The sequence below is a fragment of the Leucobacter iarius genome, from assembly GCF_039530105.1.
Lineage (GTDB): Bacteria > Actinomycetota > Actinomycetes > Actinomycetales > Microbacteriaceae > Leucobacter > Leucobacter iarius.
Window position 1 is genome coordinate 160853 of the sequence record NZ_BAAAOB010000005.1, and the last position, 16847, is coordinate 177699.

Here is a 16847-nt window from a genome sequence, read left to right on the forward strand (position 1 = left end):
TATCGGACGGGCCTCATCGTGAGCCGCTCATTAGTTGTCCATGAGTGTTTTCAGCCTGTTCTCTAAGGGGCTGGCATCGGGTTTCCCCGATGCCCTGAGTGCACGCGCGAATGATCCGCGCGACACCGCGAGTTCGAGACACCTGCGCGTGGGATGTACCCACGCACCGCGCCCGGGAAGCACCGCGCGCTCATCGACCATGAGCCGACCCCCGCGCAGCACGACTCGGAGCAACTCTGCACGTTCCGCACGCTGGCGGCACGCAACACAGGTCCGAACCGCAACCATCTTACCAGCTTCCCTCTTGCACGTCTTCCCCGGCGCGTTGCGCCCCGGAGCGGAGGAGCGCCCGCCATCCCGCGCCGAGAACGAGTCGCGGGGTCTCGCCTCGGAAGCGAGATCCTGCGACTCCTCCGTCGCGCAGGATGACGGGCGTTGAATCAATCGGCTCAGTCGTTCATGATCGAATCGGGCTGGACGCTGCGATCCGGACGTTCCGCGTCGGGCTTCGCCGCTCCGCAGAACGCGCTCAGATCGACACCCACCCCGATCGACTCAGTCGTTCATGATCGAATCGGGCTGGATGTCGATCTTCGCGCCCGTCAGCTTCGCGGCGAGACGGGCGTTCTGGCCCTCCTTGCCGATCGCGAGCGACAGCTGGAAGTCGGGCACCAGCGCGCGCACCTGCTTGAGCGACTCGTTCAGCATGAACACGTCGGTCACCTTCGCCGGCGACAGCGCGTTCGCGACGAACGCGGGCAGCTCGGGCGAGTAGTCGACGATGTCGATCTTCTCCTCGCCGAGCTCGCTCATGACGGCGCGCACTCGGCGCCCCATCTCGCCGATGCACGTGCCCTTGGCGTTGATGCCGGGCTGCATCGCGCGGACCGCGACCTTGGTGCGGTGCCCGGCCTCGCGAGCGAGCGACACGATCTCGACCAGGCCGGAGGCCAGTTCCGGGACCTCCAGCTCGAAGAGCTTTCGGACGAGCCCGGGGTGGGTGCGCGACACGACGACCTGGGTGCCCTTGAGGCCCTTGGAGACGCTCGTGACGTAGACGCGGATGCGGGCGCCGTGCGGGTACTCCTCGCCGGGAGCCTGCTCCTCGGGAGGCAGGATCGCCTCGACGTCGCCGAGCGACACGTGGATCATGCGCGGGTTCGGGCCCTGCTGCACGACACCGGAGACGATCTGCCCCTCCTTCTCCTTGAAGGCGAGGAGCACGGCGTCGTCCGACAGATCGCGGAGGCGCTGGCCGATGACCTGCTTGGCCGCGCTCGCGGCGATGCGGCCGAACTCGTCGGTCGTGACGTAGGCCTCGCCGATGACCTGGCCGTCCTCGTCGAGCTCGGGGACGAGCACGGAGATGTCGCCGGTCTTCCGGTCGAGGGTCGCGCGCACATCTTCAGCCCGGGGCACGGTGATGTTCTGATTCTCGGCGTGGCGCAGATAGGCGGACTGCACCGCCTGCTCGATGATCTCCACCAGCTCGTCGAACGGGATCTCCCGCTCACGCTCGATCTGTCGAAGCGTGACAAGTGGAATCTGCACGGTGGCCTCCTTATTCAGCTGTACGATCCGCAGCTCGCGGATCAAACGCCTAGGATACCGCATCCGCCCGAAACGCCGCAGGCGGCGGCCCCGAGGGGCCCCCGCCTGCGGGAGAGCGCGGAAGGATCAGGCGCCGAAGAGCGCGGGCACGTCGGCCAGCGCGACCTTCTCCTTGGTGCCTGCGGCGCGATCCCAGACCTCGGCGAAGCCCTCGGTCGCGTCGCGGCCGACCACGACCACGCGCGGCACGCCGATGAGCTCGGCATCGCCGAACTTCACGCCGGGCGACACCTTGGGACGGTCGTCGAACAGCACCTCGACGCCCGCCGAATCGAGATCGGCGGCGAGCTTCTCGGCGAGGGCGAACACCTCGGGATCCTTACCGGTCGCGACGAGGTGCACGTCGAACGGAGCGATGGCGCGGGGCCAGATCAGGCCGCGGTCGTCGTGGTGCAGCTCGGCGAGGATCGCCATGATGCGGGTCACGCCGATGCCGTAGGAACCCATGGTCACGGTGACGAGCTTGCCGTTCTCGTCGAGCACCTTGAGGCCGAGCGCCTCGGCGTACTTGCGTCCGAGCTGGAACACGTGGCCGATCTCCATGCCGCGCGCGGTCGAGATGGGCCCCGATCCGTCGGGAGCGGGATCCCCGTCGCGCACTGCGGCGACCTCGGCGGTGCCGTCCGCGGCGAAATCGCGGCCGGCGACGAGGGAGGCGACGTGCTTCTCGTCGGCGTTGGCTCCCGTGATCCACGAGGTGCCGGGCACGACGCGCGGGTCGAGCAGGTAGCGGATCCCCGTGGCGGACTCTTCTCCGAGCACGGGCGCGTCGAGCGTGCCGGGACCGATGTAGCCCTTGACGAGGCCCGGGTGCTTCGCGAAGTCGGCCGCGGTGGCGGGCTCGACCTCGAATCCGCCGAAGGCGACCTCGGCGCGCTTCAGATCGGCCTCGCGGTCACCTGGAATACCGACGATCACCAGCGACCGCTCGCCCTCGGGCGAGGTCACGGCGAGCACCACGTTCTTGAGCGTGTCGGCCGCGGTCCACGCGCGTCCGTCCTCTCGCGGGAGCACCGCGTTCGCGTGCGCCACGAGCGTGTCGATGGTCGGGGTGTCGGGCGAATCGAAGACGCGCGCTTCGGGCTGCCCGTCGAAGGGGATCGCCTCGGGCGCGGGCGTGACGTACGCCTCGACGTTCGCGGCGTAGCCGCCGTCCGAACGCACGAACGTGTCCTCGCCGATCCCGATCGGCAGCAGGAACTCCTCGCTGCGCGAGCCGCCCATGGCCCCGGCGTCGGCCGAGACGATGACGTACTCGAGGCCGAGCCGCTGGAAGATGCGCTCGTAGGCGTCGCGCTGCTTCTGGTAGCTGGCGTCCAGGCCCGCGTCACTCACGTCGAAGGAGTAGGCGTCCTTCATGGTGAACTCGCGGCCGCGCAGGAGGCCGGCGCGGGGGCGCGCCTCGTCGCGGTACTTGTCCTGGATCTGGAACAGCATGAGCGGCAGATCCTTGTAGGAGGCGATGATGTCCTTCACCATCACGGTGAAGGCCTCCTCGTGCGTGGGCGCGAGCAGGTGGTCGGCGCCGTGCCGATCCTGCAGGCGGAACATGTTGTCGCCGTATTCCTCCCAGCGGCCCGTCGCCTCGTAGGCCTCGCGCGGCAGCATGGCCGGGAAGTGCACCTCGTGGGCGCCCGCGGCGATCATCTCCTCGCGCACGATCTGCTCGATGCGGCCCTTGACCCGCAGGCCGAGCGGCAGCCAGGCGAACACGCCCGGCGACTGGCGCCGGATGTAGCCGGCGCGCACCAGCAGCTTGTGGCTCGCGACCTCGGCGTCGGCCGGGTCCTCGCGGAGCGTCTTCAGGAAGTAATTGGACAGACGAGTCAGCACACCACCATGCTACCCGCGGGGGTCACCCCGGTGCGCGCACCGTAGGGTGGAACCATGTCGAGCACCGAGCGGCTTCTCTTCCGGTTGCGCCGGCTGGCGCCCGTGCTCGTGCTGCTGCTCGCGGCGGCGCTGCGCCTCTGGGCGCTCGCCCGCCCCGGCAGCCTCGTCTTCGACGAGCTCTACTACGTGCGCGACGCGATCAGCCAGCTCGCGCACGGATATCCGACCACCTGGCCGAACGACGACCCCGCGCTCACCTCGGCGAACGCGCACGCGTTCACCGATGCCGCGTCGAACGCCGTGCACCCGCCGCTCGGCAAGTGGCTGATCGGACTGGGCGTGCTGCTGTTCGGCCCCGACAACGGCTGGGGCTGGCGCATCTCGGCCGCGGTCGCCGGCGTGGCGACGGTCGGGGTGACGATGCGCCTGGCCTGGCGCATGAGCCGCAGCATCGCGATCGCCTGCATCGCGGGCCTGCTGCTCGCGCTCGACGGCGTGCACGTGGTGCTCAGCCGGGTCAGCCTGCTCGACGGTTTCCTGGCGCTCGCGATCGCGCTCGGCGCGCTGTTCATGTGGCGGGACCACGAGCAGACGGGGCGCGTGCTGCGCGAATCCGCGCTGAGCGGTGCCCGCTTCGCCCCGCTGGTCTGGCGTCGACCGTGGCTGCTGGCGGCGGGGCTCGCCTTCGGGGCCGCCGCGGGGATCAAGTGGTCCGGGCTCTACCCGCTCGCGGCGTTCCTCGTGCTCGTGGTCGTGCAGGATCTGCTGCGCCGCCTCCGGCTGGGCGCGAGGACCCCCCTGCTCGACGCGCTCGCGCAGGCCTTCATCACGGGGCTGATCGCGCTGCCCGCCGCCGTCATCGCGTACCTCGCGACCTGGATCGGCTGGATCGTGACGCCGGGCGGCTGGGACCGCACCCCGAAGGGATCCTGGTGGGCGGACCTGCTCCGGTACCACTCCGACATGCTCGCCTGGCACGGATCGCTCTCAGCCCCGCACCCCTACGCCTCGCACCCCATCACCTGGCCGCTCGACCTCCGGCCGACGGCGATGTACCTGCAGCAGATCCCGCAGGGGGCCTCCTGCCCGTGGGCCGGCGGATGCGTCTCGGTGGTGTCGCCGCTTCCGAACATCATCGTCACCTGGGGCGGGGTCCTCGCGCTGCTCGTGCTGATCTGGCTCGTGCTCCGCACCGCGATCGGCGTCGCCAGCCCGGTCCGGGCCGCAGGGCGGCTCGCCGCCCGAGCGGCCCGCGTCAGGCCCGCGGCGGAGCCCTCGTTCGCGCCCCCGGCACCGCGCCATCGCATCGCCCGTTCGCTCGTCGCGAGCCCGCTGATGCCGGCGGCCGCCTTCGTGCTCGTCGGCTACGCCTCGGGCTGGCTGCCGTGGCTGGTCACGGTGAAACGCAGCGCCGTGTTCGAGTTCTACGCCGTCGTACTGACCCCGTTCTCGGCGATCGGTCTCGCCCTGGTGCTCGGCATGCTGTGGGGGATCCCGATCCGCTCGGAGCGCACGTCGGCTCGCGGCATGCGGCTCGACGGCAGCCGGGAGTCGCTGCTCGGGCGCCGGTTGACCGTCGCGCTCGTGCTGGGGTTCGCGCTCGCTCTCGCCGCGTTCTTCTTCCCCGTGTGGTCGGGGATCCCGATGACGGAGTGGTTCTGGCAGTCGCACCGCTGGCTGCCCGGCTGGGACTGAGGCGGGCGCGGTCGACCGCTACAGCAGCCGGCGGCTGAGCGCCCAGGCGGTGAGCTCGTGCCGGTTCGACAGCTGCAGCTTGCGCAGCACGTTCGACACGTGGGTCTCGACCGTCTTGACCGAGAGGAACAGCTCGGCCGCGACCTCCTTGTAGGCGTAGCCGCGCGCGATCATCCGCATGACCTCCTGCTCGCGGGCCGACAGCCGGTCGAGCTCGTCATCGGCCAGCGCCGTCTCCCCCGTCCCGGCGCCGAAGGCGTCGAGCACGAAACCCGCGAGCCTCGGCGAGAACACCGCGTCGCCGCCCCGGACCCGCACGACAGCGGCGGTCACCTCCGCGCCCGAGGCCGTCTTCGTGAGGTAGCCGCGCGCACCGGCGCGGATCACGCTGACGACGTCGTCGGCCGCGTCCGACACGCTGAGCGCCAGGCAGCGCACGCCCGAGATCCCGGCCGTGCGCCGCAGCACCTCGGCGCCTCCGCCGCCGGCGCCGCCCGGGAGGTGCACGTCGAGCAGCACCACCTCGGGGCGCTCCCGTTCGATGATCCCGACCGCCGCATCGACGTCGGCGGCCTCCCCGATCACCTCGAGCTCCGGTCCGAGCTCGGCGCGGAGTCCCGTGCGGAAGATCTGGTGGTCGTCGACGATCACCACCCGGATCGCCTGCTCCTGCGTGTCCATCAGCGTTCCGCCCTCTCGTTCGTGTCGTCCTGCGCGGCGGCCATCGGCATCGCGAGTCGCACGGAGGTGCCGGTGCCGCCCGGCCCCGGCACGATCCGAGCGGCGCCGCCCGCGCGCTCCATACGTCCCAGGATCGATTCGCGCACGCCCATGCGGCCCTCGGGCAGCGCGTCGGGATCGAGGCCTGGACCGCGGTCGGTCACGTCGACCGAGACCCGATCCTGCCCCGTCTCGATGTAGACGGTCGCCTCGCCTCCGGCGTGCCTGGCCGCGTTGAGCATCGCTTCCTTCGCCGCCGCCACGATCGGGTCCGGTGCGACGCCGCCGGAGCCGACCACGACGAGTTCGAATCGCACGGGGTGATCCGCTTCGAGCACCGTCGCGTGCGTGCGCAGCGAGGCCGCGATCTCGGTGCGCTCGTCGGGGCCGCCACCGTCGGCCGAGCGGAACAGCCACTCCCGCAGCTCGCGCTCCTGCCCTCGGGCGATGCGCGCGACCTCGCTGCCCGGCTCCGAGCGCTGCTGGATCAGGGCCAGCGTTTGCAGCACGGAGTCGTGCAGGTGGGCGGCGATCTCGGCGCGCTCGGCCTCGCGGGCGCGGCCGGAACGCTCGGCGATCAGCTCGCGGTTGACCCGGAGCACCCACGGCGCGATGGCGAGCGCGACGCCGATGAGCACCGCGATCGCCGCGGCGATGACGGTCCAGGCGCTGGGCTGCTTGGCCGTGACGAAGAACATGAGCACGCCGACGGCGACCAGGGCGAGCGCGCCGAGCACCCGCGGCACCTGGTTGCGTTCGGGCCGATCCCGATCGGCGATCTGCCACCAGGCGAGGCCGACACCGACCAGCACCGCGAGGCCCGGCAGGATCACCTCGAGCCGCAGGTCGACTCCCAGCTGCGTGAGCACGAGCGCGAGGCCCGCGATCAGCAGGCTCGCGCCGAGCACGATCTCGGCGATCGGCCGCCGCGCACTCGGCTCGCGCGCGGGCGCCGACGTTTCGCGTTCCGCGGCAGGAGCCGAGGCCGCCGCCCGGGCGGTCGGCCGCGCCGGGACGGTGGCCTTCGCCGGCACGGATACGGACGCAGTCGCGGCCTCGGCGTTCGGCGCGGAGGGTCCCGACCCTGCCGCCGGTTGCGCGGCGGGACGCGTCAGTACGCGCCGCATCGGGAGGATCCCCTCGTCGGATCCGACCCGGGGCACGGTCGCCCAGAACCACAGGTAGAGGATCCCGCCCGCGCCGCTCGCGAGCAGCAGGGCGGCGAACACGATCCGCACGCCCGCGACCGGGACGCCGAGGTGCGCCGCGAGCCCGGCGCAGACGCCCGCGAGCAGGCGGCCGTCGTCGGGTCTCGTGAGAGCGGGGCGGTCCATGCCTCCATCCAAGCACCCGGAGCCGGGAACCGGGGTGCTCGGGGTGCGGAATGGGGGTCGGCTCAGGGTGATCCCCCATAGCCGCGGCGCCCGGGCCGGAGCCAGACTCGAAGCATGAACGAAACGACTCCCCCTCCCGGTGCTCCCGGCGGCTCCGGCCCCGCGAACCCCGGCCCCGCAGGCGCCCCGGGCGGGCGCCCCTTCGGTGCGGGCTTCTTCGACTGGATCCGCGGTCTCCGGGTGCAGCGCAGCGACGACCGCTGGTTCACCGGCGTCGCCTCGGGCCTCGCGGCACGCTTCGGCATCGACCCGCTGATCGTGCGCGGCATCTTCGTGGTGCTCGCGCTGCTCGGCGGGCCGGGGATCCTGCTCTACCTCGCCGGCTGGCTCCTGCTGCCCGACTCCCTCGGCCGCATCCACCTGGAGGAGGTCTTCCGGGGGCGAGCCTCGGCCGGGATGCTGACCGTCACGATCATCCTCGCGACGCTCGTCTTCATCCCGGTCGTCATCGGACTCCTCGTCCCCTCCGTCGCCGGAGTGCCGAACCTCGGCATCTGGCATTGGGATCTCTGGGGCGCCCTCGGAATCCCGGGTTGGCTCTCGGGCACGATCGCCTGGCTCTGCTGGGTCGCGATCATCGTGCTCGGCATCGTGTGGCTGAGCCGAGCGTTCGGCGGCGGCCGCCGCGCCCCGGGCACGCCCGGCGCGCCCGGACAGCCGTCGCAGCCCGGTGACCCCGCGCAGCCCGGCGCCGCCGGAGCTCCGCAGGATCCGACGGCCTCCTTCGGTCAGCAGACCCGGGACTTCGCCGACCGTGCCGAGGCCTGGGGCCAGCGCACCGGCGAACGCGCCGAGGCCTGGGGCCAGCAGTTCAGCGAGCGGGCGAACGCCTGGGGCGAGCGCGCGGGCAAGCGCGCCGACGAGTGGACCTCCGACGTCAACGCACGGTCCGCGGCCTGGACCGCTCAGCACCGCGCCGAGCAGCGCGCCACGCGCCTCGGCCCCGTGCACACCGTGCTCACCCTCGCGCTCGCCCTGCTCGCCGCCGGCGCCACGGCGCTGTGGGCGCAGCAGACGCAGGCGCTCGGCGCCTCGCACATCCCGGGCGATACCGCGGGCGCCCTGCTCGCCTCGATGGTCGCGGCGCTCGTCGTCCTCGCACTCTCGCTCGTCGTCGCCGGGATCCGCGGCCGCCGCACCGGCTGGATCGGGTTCCTCTCCGCCTGCGGCGTCGTCGCGGTCCTGGTCGCCGCGGTGCTGCCCTGGGGCAGCCGGTTCCAGCCCTTCGGGCACCTCGACGCCGGTGCTGAGGCACCCGCGACGGTCATGCTCGCGGGAACCACCGTGCTCGACCTCGGCGCGCTCGATTCGCGGCAGGCCGGCGAGGACTACGAGGTCTGGGTGCTCGCCGGCAACGCCAAGGTGCAGGCGCCCACGGATCGACCCGCGCGAGTGCGCGTCGAGGTCGGGGCGGGCAACATCACCGAGCAGCGGGACGGCATCGACTTCAAGCAGTCCGGCCCGCTGGTGGCCCGCACGATCGAGACGGGTGCCGGCGAGCCCGGCCCCACCACCCGCGTGACCGTCCGCGTGCTCGGCGGGAACGTCACCGTCGTCGATTCGTCGGCATCGAACCAGAGAGGCACCCGATGAACGCCCAGGACCCGTCCGCACCGATCGACCCCGCGGACGCAGACGTCAACGTCGACACCGGCGACGGTGCCGCTCGCTCCGAGGATCCGGTGGTTTCCACCGCGGACGATCCCGCAGCAGCGCCGACCGTTCCGCAGCCGGAGGCGGGGCCGGAGTCGGCAGCGCCCGGCGCGGAGCCGCGGGACTCGACGATCCCCCCGCAGACCGCAGAGCAGGCTGCGCCGCACGCTCCGCAGGCCGAGCAGGCTCAGCAGACCCGGCCGTTCCCCCAGGCGCAGTCGTTCGAGCCGCGCCGCCGGGTGCGCACCGGCCCCATCGTGTGGGGATCGCTGATCCTCGCGTTCTGCGCCTTCGTGGTCCAGATGTCCCTCGCTCCGGGCACCGTCGATCCGGCCGTGTGGATCTCGGGCACCGTGCTCGGCCTCGGCGTCCTGCTGCTCGGCGTCAGCGCCGGGATCCTCGCCCGGAACGCCCGCGCTCGACGCAGGGGCTGAGCACCCGAGACGGAGATGCCCCGTGCCGCGGTCCACGACCGCGGCACGGGGCATTTCGACGTACGGCGCCTACGCGGTGGTGCTGATCCGCGGGATCTCGCGAGTGTCGGTGCGGATCCAGTGCAGCGGCACCTCGATCGCGACCCGGGTACCGCCCCGGGCATCGGAACCCCACGAGATCGATCCGCCGAGCTCGCCCTCGATGAGGGTGCGCACGATCTGCGTGCCGAGGCCGTCGCCGACACGTCCGTCGGGCAGGCCGGATCCGGTGTCGATGACCTCGACCGCGAGCCGGTCGTCGGTGCGGTCGGCCCGGATGATGACCTCGCCCTCGCGACCCGCGAGGCCGTGCTCGACCGCGTTGGTGACGACCTCGGTGAGGGCCAGCGCGAGCGGCGTCGCGTACTCCGAGGGCAGCTCGCCGAACTTGCCCTCCTTGCTCGGGTGCACCGTGGTGCCGTGCAGGCTCGCGACCTCGGCCGCCAGGCCGAGCACTCGGTCGAAGACCACGTCGAAGTCGACGATCTGCGAGAGGCCCGTCGACAGCGTGTCGTGCACGACCGCGATGGCGGCGACGCGGCGCATGGCCTGGCCGAGCACCTCCTTGGCCTCCTCGCTGCGTGCGCGACGGGCCTGCACCCGCAGCAGCGAGGCCACGGTCTGCAGGTTGTTCTTGACCCGGTGGTGGATCTCGCGGATCGTCGCGTCCTTGGTGATGAGCTCCTGCTCCTGCTGGCGCAGGTCGGTCACATCGCGGGTCAGGAGGATGCCGCCGGCACGCTCGCCGTCGCGGATCACCGGGATGGACCGGAGCGTGACGACACGACCGCGCGCCTCGATGTCGGCGCGCTTCGCGATCTTGCCCTGCAGGATGAGCGGCAGGGACTCGTTCGTATCGAACTGGCCCTTGAGCAGCTCGGCGAGCACCTCGCTCAGCTTCTCGCCTTCGAGCTCGTCGCGGAAGCCGAGCAGCGTCAGGGTGGTCTGGGTGTTGGGGCTCGCGAAGGTGACCTCGCCGTCGGGCGCGATGCGCACGAGGCCGTCGGCAGCGCGGGGGGCGCCGCGCTCGCGGCCCTTGGTGGTGCCGGGCGAGGGGAAGAGCCCGTGCTGGATCATCGCGAAGAGGTCTTCGGCGCACTCGCGGAAGGCAGCGCCGATGCGCGAGGCGCTCTGCTGGTCGGCGCTGCTCGTGTGCAGCGTGACGACCGCGAAGGGGCCCTGCAACCGCCCCTGCTCGTCCCGTCGGCTCACCGAGAACGCGGTGAGGTTCATCGGGTTCTCCTCGTACCAGGCCGGCGAGGTCGACACCACTGGCGTGCGCGTGGTCATCGCCTCATCGACGAGGTCGCGCCAGTCGGGGCGCAGGAAGTCGCCGATCACATCGCGGTAGAAGAGGGTGACAGATCCGGCGGGTCGGCTGTGCGCGACGGCGAGGTACTCGCCGGCGTCGGTCGGAGCCCAGAGCACGACGTCGCCGAGCGCCAGGTCGGCGAGCAACGGCCAGTCGAGCACGAGCAGATCGAGCCACTCGATCTCCTCCTGACTGAGGTTCGAGTACTTCTCGGCGAGGTTCTGCAGCGTCGACACGGGATCAGCCTAACGTTTCGCGCGGCGCCCCCGGAACGCCGGCGACGGCGGCCGGGCGACGCCGAGAACAGGGCGCAGATGCCGGAGGCTTCGGAACCCGCTGCCCGAACGCGCTTGACCGTCGATTGATCCGGTTTTCTAGGGTGGAAGTCATCCGATCGCACGCCGCCAGGCGATGCGGATCGGGTCCGGGGTCTGTGGGGGACGTCCGTCCAGTTTCGAGAGGATCCCGTGCCCGACACCCGCATGCGCTCGCGCACCCATCAGCACTCGCCCCCGCACCGTCATCGGCGACCGCAGCACTCCGAGCACCACCTGCAGTGGCCGAAGCCGCAGGATCCGGTACCCGACGACATCCCGGAACCGCCGCCCCGCCTGGTGCGGAACCTGGCGGTCCGCGCGTTCGAGATCATCGACGGCACGCGAACCGCCGCGCAGCTGGGCCCGTGGATCACCCCGCTCGTGGCGCGGCGCCTCGAACGGCTCCGCGCGATGCACGAGGAGCGACGCCGCGTGCTCGGCGACCAGCGCCGCTCGGTGCCCGAGGCCGGCCCCGCGCACATCACGAGACCCCGTCCGAACGTGGCGGAAGCGTCCGTCACGCTGCACACGGCGGTGCGCGCCTACGCGGTGCCGATGCGCCTCGAGTACCTGCGCAGACGCTGGATCGCGACCTCGCTGACGGTGCTGTGAACCGCCGGAGCCTACTCGGAGACGGCCGCGCGCGCGGCGCGGAGCTTCGAGACCTCGTAGAGGGTGACGCTCGCCGCGATGCCCGCGTTGAGCGACTCCGTCGCGGCCGAGATCGGCACCGACACGATCACGTCGCAGGTCTCGGTGACGAGTCGCGACAGCCCCTCGCCCTCGCTGCCCACCACGAGCACCACGGGGCGATCCGCGAGCTCGAGACCGGGCAGCTCGACATCGCCGCCGCCGTCGAGGCCGATCACGAAGACGCCGCGCTTCTTCAGGTCCTTGAGGGTGCGCGTGAGGTTCGTGGCCATCGCCACGGGCACGCGCGCCGCGGCACCCGCGGAGGTTTTCCACGCTGCGGCGTTCAGGCCGACCGAGCGACGCTGCGGCACGATGACGCCCTGGCCGCCGAACGCGGCGACCGAGCGGATGATCGCGCCCAGGTTGCGCGGGTCCGTGACCCCGTCGAGCGCGACGAGCAGCGGGTTCTCGCCGCGCTCCTCGACCTGGTCGAGCACCTCGAGCGGGTGCGCGTACTCGTAGGGCGGCACCTTGAGCAGCACGCCCTGGTGCACCGTGTCGCGCATGGTCATGCGGTCGAGCTCGGCGCGCATCACCTCGAGCACGGGAACCCCGCGCCCGACGGCCAGGCCGAGGATCTCGCGCATGCGGTCGTCCATCTCGACCTTGGCCGCGACGTAGAGCGCGGTCGCCGGAGTCTTGGTGCGCAGCGCCTCGAGCACCGCGTTGCGGCCCGTGACGAGCTCGGTGTCGACCGGCTTGCGGTTCGAGCGCTGCGCGCGCTCGCCCGAGCCGCCGCCGCGGTTGCCGTGGCGGTCGCGCGCCGCGTTCAGGCGCTCGCGCGCGGCCTTGGCCTTGCCCGCCGGGTGGTAGGGGCGATCCTCCGCCTTGGGGGTCGGCTTGCGACCCTCCAACGCCTGACGGCCCTGACCGCCCGATCCGACGGCCTTGCCGCGGCTCTTCTTGCGTACGGCGCCTGCGCGCCCACTCTTGTTGCTCATGCGAGGCTCCAGCCCGTTCCGTTCTGACGATCTTCGAGTGCGATGCCCGCGGCCTGCAGCCGGTCGCGGATCGCGTCGCTCGTAGCGAAGTCCTTGTTGGCGCGCGCCTCCGCGCGCTGCTCGATCAGTGCGCCGACGAGCGCGTCGAGCACGCCCTCGGCGTCCGCGCCCGCACCCGCTGCGGCGCCCGCGCGCCAGACCGGGTCGGCCGGGTCGAGTCCGAGCACGCGCAGCATGGCGACGACTTCGCCCGCGCGCATGCGCAGCCCCTCGGCGTCACCGGCGTCGATCGCGGTGTTGCCCGCGCGCACGGCCTCGTGCAGCGCCGCGAGTGCCTGCGGCACCGCGAAGTCGTCGAGCATCGCATCAACGAACGCCTGCGGCAGCGCACCCGGCTCCGGCGTGGCTCCCGAGCGCTCAGTCGCGCGCGCCACGAAGCCCTCGATCCGCTCGAACGCCGCGGCGGCCTCGGTCAGCGAGGTCTCCGAGAACTCGAGCACCGAGCGGTAGTGGGCCGAGCCGAGGAAGTAGCGCAGCACGATCGGCCGCGTCTGAGCGAGCAGATCATGGGCGAAGAGCGAGTTACCGAGCGACTTCGACATCTTCTGGCCGCCGGTGTTCACAAGGCCGTTGTGGATCCAGTGCCGCGCGAAGCCGTGCCCCGCGGCCGACGACTGCGCCAGCTCGTTCTCGTGGTGCGGGAAGCGCAGGTCGAGCCCGCCACCGTGGATGTCGAACTCGGTACCGAGATAGCGGGTCGCCATGGCCGAGCACTCGATGTGCCAGCCCGGGCGCCCGGCGCCCCACGGGGACGGCCACGAAGCGGTCGCCGGCTCCGAATCGCGCGACGCCTTCCAGAGGGCGAAGTCGCGGGGATCCCGCTTGCCCACCGGCTCCGAGTCCGCGGCGTCCTCCATCTGCTCACGGCGCTGCCGCGTGAGCGCGCCGTACTCCGGCCAGCTCGCGGTGTCGAAGTAGACGCTCGCCGAGCCGTCGGCCGCGCGGTAGGCATGGCCGCGCTCGATCAGCAGCTCGATCAGCTCGACCATCTCGCGGATGTTCGCGGTCGCGCGCGGCTCGTAGGTGGGCGGCAGCACGCCGATCGCGTCGTACGCGGCGGTGAAGTCGCGCTCGACCCGGTAGGCCAGCGCCCACCACTCCTCGGATCCGCCGGCCTCGCGCGCGATGCGGGCGTTGTCGAGGATCTTGTCGTCGATGTCGGTGACGTTGCGGATCAGCGAGACCTCGAGGCCGCTCGCCTCGAACCACCGCCGCATCTGGTCGTACACGAGCGCACTGCGCAAGTGGCCGATGTGCGGCGCGGACTGCACGGTCGGCCCGCAGACGTAGAGTCCGACCCGGCCCGCATTACGCGGGACGAAGTCGACGACGTCCTGGGTCCGTGAGTCGTAGATCCGCTGTTGCATCCTTCGAGTCTACGGCCTCGTCAGGGGCGATCGCCCCCTGTGACGCCGATCCCGCCTACTCGAGCTCTCCGCGCAGGAAGAAGTTCATCTGCTTCGAGATGTGCACCGCGTGATCGCCGAAGCGCTCGTGGTAGCGGCTCGCGAGGGTCGCGTCCACGACGCCGGTCGGGTCGGCCTGCAGCTTGTCGCTGAGCACCTTCTCGAACACCTTGGCGTGCAGCTCGTCGATGTCGTCGTCCAGGTCGCGGATCACGTCGATCGTGGCCGGATCCTGGTTGCGGAGCAGCTCGACGAGCTTCTCGGCCATGAGCACGTCGAGCTCGCCCATGCGCACGAAGGTCTTCTTCAGTCCCTTGGGGATCGCGCTCTCGGGGTAGCGGTAGCGCGCCAGCTGGGCGATGTGCTGGGCGAGGTCCGCCATGCGCTCGAGCGAGGCGCTCATGCGCAGCGCACCCACCATGAGGCGGAGGTCGGAGGCGACGGGCTGCTGCCGGGCGAGGATGTCGATGGTGAGCTCGTCGAGCGCACCCGCCTGCTCCTCGACCGCCTCGCTGCTGTCGATGACCTGCTCCGCGAGAGCGACGTCGGAGTTCCCGAAGGCGGTGGTCGCCTGCTGGATCGCGTCCTTCACGAGCTCAGCGATCTCCACGAGGCGGTCCTGCACCTCGCGCAGCTCCTGCTGGAAGACTTCACGCATATCGAACGGTTCCCTTTCCTCCGGCGCGCCGAGAGGGCGCGTCGCACGCAACGTTACGGCATCAGTGTTCCTCACGGCCGTGAACGCCTCCCGGCCCTCAGGTAAACAGGAGTTGAACACGGGGCTCCGGTCGATCGCCGCCGAATACCATGGGTGCCATGACCCCGACTCTGCTCGTGCTCGCCTCCATCGGCCTGGGGATCCTCATCGGAGTCCTGGTCACGGCGACGATCACCGCCGCGCGCTCAGCCGGCCGTCGACGAGCCGCCGCTTTGCGCCCCGAGCTCCCCGAGGTCGCGGTCGAGATCCTGAACGAGCATGACAGCTTCGCAGTGATCCTCGATTCCTCCCTCTCTCCCGTGTACGCGAACCCGGCCGCCCGCGACGACGCCCGGATCACCGGCGAGCAGCTGCGCGAGCAGGACTTCCTGACCCAGGCCCGGCGCGTGATGTCGACGGGCATGACCGAGACCCGGCAGCCGGCCGCGGACGACACGGCGGACACCGTGCGCGTGCACCTGTTCCGGATCCAGCGCCGATTCCTCGTGGTGATCGCCGAGGACCTCGGCGAGGAGCAGCGCGTCAACGCCATGCGCCGCGACTTCATCGCGAACGTCAGCCACGAGCTCAAGACGCCCATCGCGGCGATCAGCCTGCTCTCGGAGGCCGTGCACGAGGCCGCGGACGAGCCCGATCGGGTGCGCGGCTTCGCGCAGACCCTGATGAAGGAGTCGCAGCGCCTCGGCAACCTCTCGCGGGACATCATCCAGCTCTCCGAGGCTCAGGGCACCGTGCAGCCCGAGGACCGGGAGCCGGTGCCGCTCCGGGGCCTCGTGCGATCCGAGGTGGACGCCCACCGCACCTACGCCGAGCAGCACGGCGTCGAGCTCGTCGTCACCGAGCCCCCCGCCGAACTCGGCGATCTCGTCACCCTCGGCCGGCAGGCGTCGCTCGGCGTCGCCATCGCCAACCTGCTGAGCAACGCCATCCGCCACTCCCCCGACGGGGGTCGGGTCGGCGTCGGCATGGAGGTCACCGAACGCGCCTGCGTCGTGACCGTCACCGACCAGGGGGACGGCATCCCCGCCGAGCTCCTCCCCCGCATCTTCGAGCGCTTCTATCGGGTGGACGCTTCGCGCAGCCGCGCGGGCGGCGGCACCGGCCTCGGCCTGAGCATCGCCCGGCACACCATGCGCTCGCACGGCGGGGACATCGAGGTCTGGTCGCAGCCGGGCGTGGGATCCAGCTTCAGCCTGACCTTCCCGCTCGTCGACCTCGGCGAGGACCCGAAGTCGAAGAAGGCGAAGAAGGCCCGAGGCTCGGCGAAGACCAAGAAGATCCAGAAGCAAGCCTCCGCATCGCGGAAGAAAGAGGTCACGGCGTGAGTCAGCGCATCCTGCTGGTCGAGGACGAGGAATCGATCTCGCAACCGCTCGCGTTCCTGCTCGAACGCGAGGGCTACCGGGTCCGGGTCGTCGCCGACGGCTCGGAGGCGATCCGCGTCTTCCCCGAGGAGCAGTTCGAGCTGGTGCTGCTCGATCTCATGCTGCCGGGCCTGCCCGGGACCGAGGTCTGCCGATCGATCCGCGCTCGCTCGCAGGTGCCGATCATCATGCTGACCGCGAAGGACAGCGAGATCGATATCGTCGTGGGCCTCGAGCTCGGCGCCGACGACTACATCACGAAGCCCTACTCGACCCGCGAACTGCTGGCCCGCGTCCGCGCGGCCCTGCGCCGCGGCCACGCCGGCGAGCCGGAGGAGGAAGAGGCCGAGGAGGGCGTGCTCGAGGAGCTCGGGGTGCGCCTCGACACCGAGCGCCACACCGTCTCGGTGCGGGGCGAGGAGATCTCGATGCCCCTGCGCGAGTTCGAGCTGCTCGAACTGCTCATGCGGCATTCCGGGCGGGTACTCACCCGCGGCCAGCTCATCGACCGCGTGTGGGGCAGCAACTACTACGGCGACACCAAGACGCTCGATGTGCACATCAAGCGGATCCGTTCCCGGATCGAGCCGGTGCCGTCCGATCCCACGATCGTCACGACGGTCCGCGGCGTCGGCTACCGCTTCGCCTGAGCGTTCC

The 16847-nt window shown here is 71.4% G+C and carries 15 protein-coding genes; 6 read left to right on the forward strand and 9 right to left on the reverse strand.

The genetic code is table 11. From position 1 onward, the window contains the following. Positions 1-30: 30 nt before the first annotated feature. The 3 genes from ABD169_RS15030 to ABD169_RS15040 all read right to left on the reverse strand — a co-directional run bounded on the left by ABD169_RS15030 (position 31) and on the right by ABD169_RS15040 (position 3444). On the reverse strand, positions 31-288 hold the full coding sequence (locus ABD169_RS15030) for a YlxR family protein (RefSeq protein ID WP_084820823.1): 258 nt from the start codon (positions 286-288) through the stop codon (positions 31-33). Between the two features lie 267 nt (positions 289-555). Beyond that, positions 556-1551, reverse strand: a complete 996-nt coding sequence (gene nusA, locus ABD169_RS15035; RefSeq protein ID WP_046453787.1) for a transcription termination factor NusA — start codon at positions 1549-1551, stop codon at positions 556-558. Positions 1552-1677: 126 nt separating this feature from the next. After that, complete coding sequence (locus ABD169_RS15040) at positions 1678-3444, reverse strand: proline--tRNA ligase (RefSeq protein ID WP_344033450.1); 1767 nt, start codon at positions 3442-3444, stop codon at positions 1678-1680. A 54-nt stretch (positions 3445-3498) separates the two neighbouring features. On the opposite strand from ABD169_RS15040, the gene ABD169_RS15045 reads away from it, so the two are divergent. After that, entirely contained in the window at positions 3499-5139 is a 1641-nt protein-coding gene (locus tag ABD169_RS15045) for a phospholipid carrier-dependent glycosyltransferase (RefSeq protein ID WP_344033451.1), read from the forward strand. An 18-nt stretch (positions 5140-5157) separates the two neighbouring features. Here ABD169_RS15045 and ABD169_RS15050 read toward each other — a convergent pair whose 3' ends face one another. Both ABD169_RS15050 and ABD169_RS15055 read right to left on the reverse strand, forming a co-directional pair. Beyond that, positions 5158-5820: a LuxR C-terminal-related transcriptional regulator gene (locus ABD169_RS15050; RefSeq protein ID WP_046453782.1), complete on the reverse strand. Its 663-nt coding sequence runs from the start codon at positions 5818-5820 to the stop codon at positions 5158-5160. Next, a complete protein-coding gene (locus ABD169_RS15055) occupies positions 5820-7193 on the reverse strand; it encodes an ATP-binding protein (RefSeq protein ID WP_344033452.1) in 1374 nt (457 codons plus the stop codon). Before ABD169_RS15055 ends, ABD169_RS15050 begins: the two co-directional genes overlap by 1 nt. Positions 7194-7307: 114 nt before the next feature. Here ABD169_RS15055 and ABD169_RS15060 point away from each other — a divergent pair, with 114 nt between their 5' ends. Beyond that, positions 7308-8846, forward strand: a complete 1539-nt coding sequence (locus tag ABD169_RS15060) for a PspC domain-containing protein (protein ID WP_344033453.1) — start codon at positions 7308-7310, stop codon at positions 8844-8846. Further along, a complete protein-coding gene (locus tag ABD169_RS15065; RefSeq protein ID WP_344033454.1) occupies positions 8843-9340 on the forward strand; it encodes a hypothetical protein in 498 nt (165 codons plus the stop codon). Before ABD169_RS15060 ends, ABD169_RS15065 begins: the two co-directional genes overlap by 4 nt. A gap of 69 nt (positions 9341-9409) precedes the next feature. On the opposite strand, the gene ABD169_RS15070 is transcribed toward ABD169_RS15065, so the two are convergent. Beyond that, positions 9410-10927, reverse strand: coding sequence for a sensor histidine kinase (locus ABD169_RS15070; RefSeq protein ID WP_344033455.1), 1518 nt, complete (start codon positions 10925-10927; stop codon positions 9410-9412). A gap of 231 nt (positions 10928-11158) precedes the next feature. Here ABD169_RS15070 and ABD169_RS15075 point away from each other — a divergent pair, with 231 nt between their 5' ends. Further along, positions 11159-11620 (forward strand): Rv3235 family protein, encoded by a 462-nt coding sequence (locus ABD169_RS15075; RefSeq protein ID WP_344033456.1) that lies wholly within the window; start codon positions 11159-11161, stop codon positions 11618-11620. 11 nt (positions 11621-11631) lie between these two features. Here ABD169_RS15075 and rlmB read toward each other — a convergent pair whose 3' ends face one another. Genes rlmB through phoU form a run of 3 tightly spaced genes read right to left on the reverse strand, consistent with a single transcriptional unit; the run spans position 11632 to position 14766 of the window. After that, on the reverse strand, positions 11632-12642 hold the full coding sequence (rlmB, locus tag ABD169_RS15080) for a 23S rRNA (guanosine(2251)-2'-O)-methyltransferase RlmB (protein ID WP_344033457.1): 1011 nt from the start codon (positions 12640-12642) through the stop codon (positions 11632-11634). After that, positions 12639-14069: a cysteine--tRNA ligase gene (gene cysS / locus ABD169_RS15085; protein ID WP_344033458.1), complete on the reverse strand. Its 1431-nt coding sequence runs from the start codon at positions 14067-14069 to the stop codon at positions 12639-12641. Before cysS ends, rlmB begins: the two co-directional genes overlap by 4 nt. 55 nt (positions 14070-14124) lie before the next feature. Beyond that, positions 14125-14766, reverse strand: a complete 642-nt coding sequence (gene phoU / locus ABD169_RS15090; protein ID WP_046453868.1) for a phosphate signaling complex protein PhoU — start codon at positions 14764-14766, stop codon at positions 14125-14127. 158 nt (positions 14767-14924) lie between these two features. On the opposite strand from phoU, the gene ABD169_RS15095 reads away from it, so the two are divergent. Further along, positions 14925-16151 carry a sensor histidine kinase gene (locus ABD169_RS15095; protein ID WP_344033459.1) on the forward strand — a complete coding sequence of 409 codons (1227 nt, stop codon included), beginning with the start codon at positions 14925-14927 and terminating at the stop codon, positions 16149-16151. After that, positions 16148-16840: a response regulator transcription factor gene (locus ABD169_RS15100; RefSeq protein ID WP_046453870.1), complete on the forward strand. Its 693-nt coding sequence runs from the start codon at positions 16148-16150 to the stop codon at positions 16838-16840. The genes ABD169_RS15095 and ABD169_RS15100 overlap by 4 nt, the downstream gene beginning before the upstream one ends. Positions 16841-16847: the final 7 nt, after the last annotated feature.

Coding starts and splice junctions, on each gene's coding strand:
- ABD169_RS15030 (WP_084820823.1), bottom strand. CDS start 288: ATGGTTGCGGTTCGGACCTGTGTTGCGTGCCGCCAGCGTGCGGAACGT.
- ABD169_RS15045 (WP_344033451.1), top strand. CDS start 3,499: ATGTCGAGCACCGAGCGGCTTCTCTTCCGGTTGCGCCGGCTGGCGCCC.
- ABD169_RS15050 (WP_046453782.1), bottom strand. CDS start 5,820: ATGGACACGCAGGAGCAGGCGATCCGGGTGGTGATCGTCGACGACCAC.
- ABD169_RS15055 (WP_344033452.1), bottom strand. CDS start 7,193: ATGGACCGCCCCGCTCTCACGAGACCCGACGACGGCCGCCTGCTCGCG.
- ABD169_RS15060 (WP_344033453.1), top strand. CDS start 7,308: ATGAACGAAACGACTCCCCCTCCCGGTGCTCCCGGCGGCTCCGGCCCC.
- ABD169_RS15065 (WP_344033454.1), top strand. CDS start 8,843: ATGAACGCCCAGGACCCGTCCGCACCGATCGACCCCGCGGACGCAGAC.
- rlmB (WP_344033457.1), bottom strand. CDS start 12,642: ATGAGCAACAAGAGTGGGCGCGCAGGCGCCGTACGCAAGAAGAGCCGC.
- cysS (WP_344033458.1), bottom strand. CDS start 14,069: ATGCAACAGCGGATCTACGACTCACGGACCCAGGACGTCGTCGACTTC.
- phoU (WP_046453868.1), bottom strand. CDS start 14,766: ATGCGTGAAGTCTTCCAGCAGGAGCTGCGCGAGGTGCAGGACCGCCTC.
- ABD169_RS15095 (WP_344033459.1), top strand. CDS start 14,925: ATGACCCCGACTCTGCTCGTGCTCGCCTCCATCGGCCTGGGGATCCTC.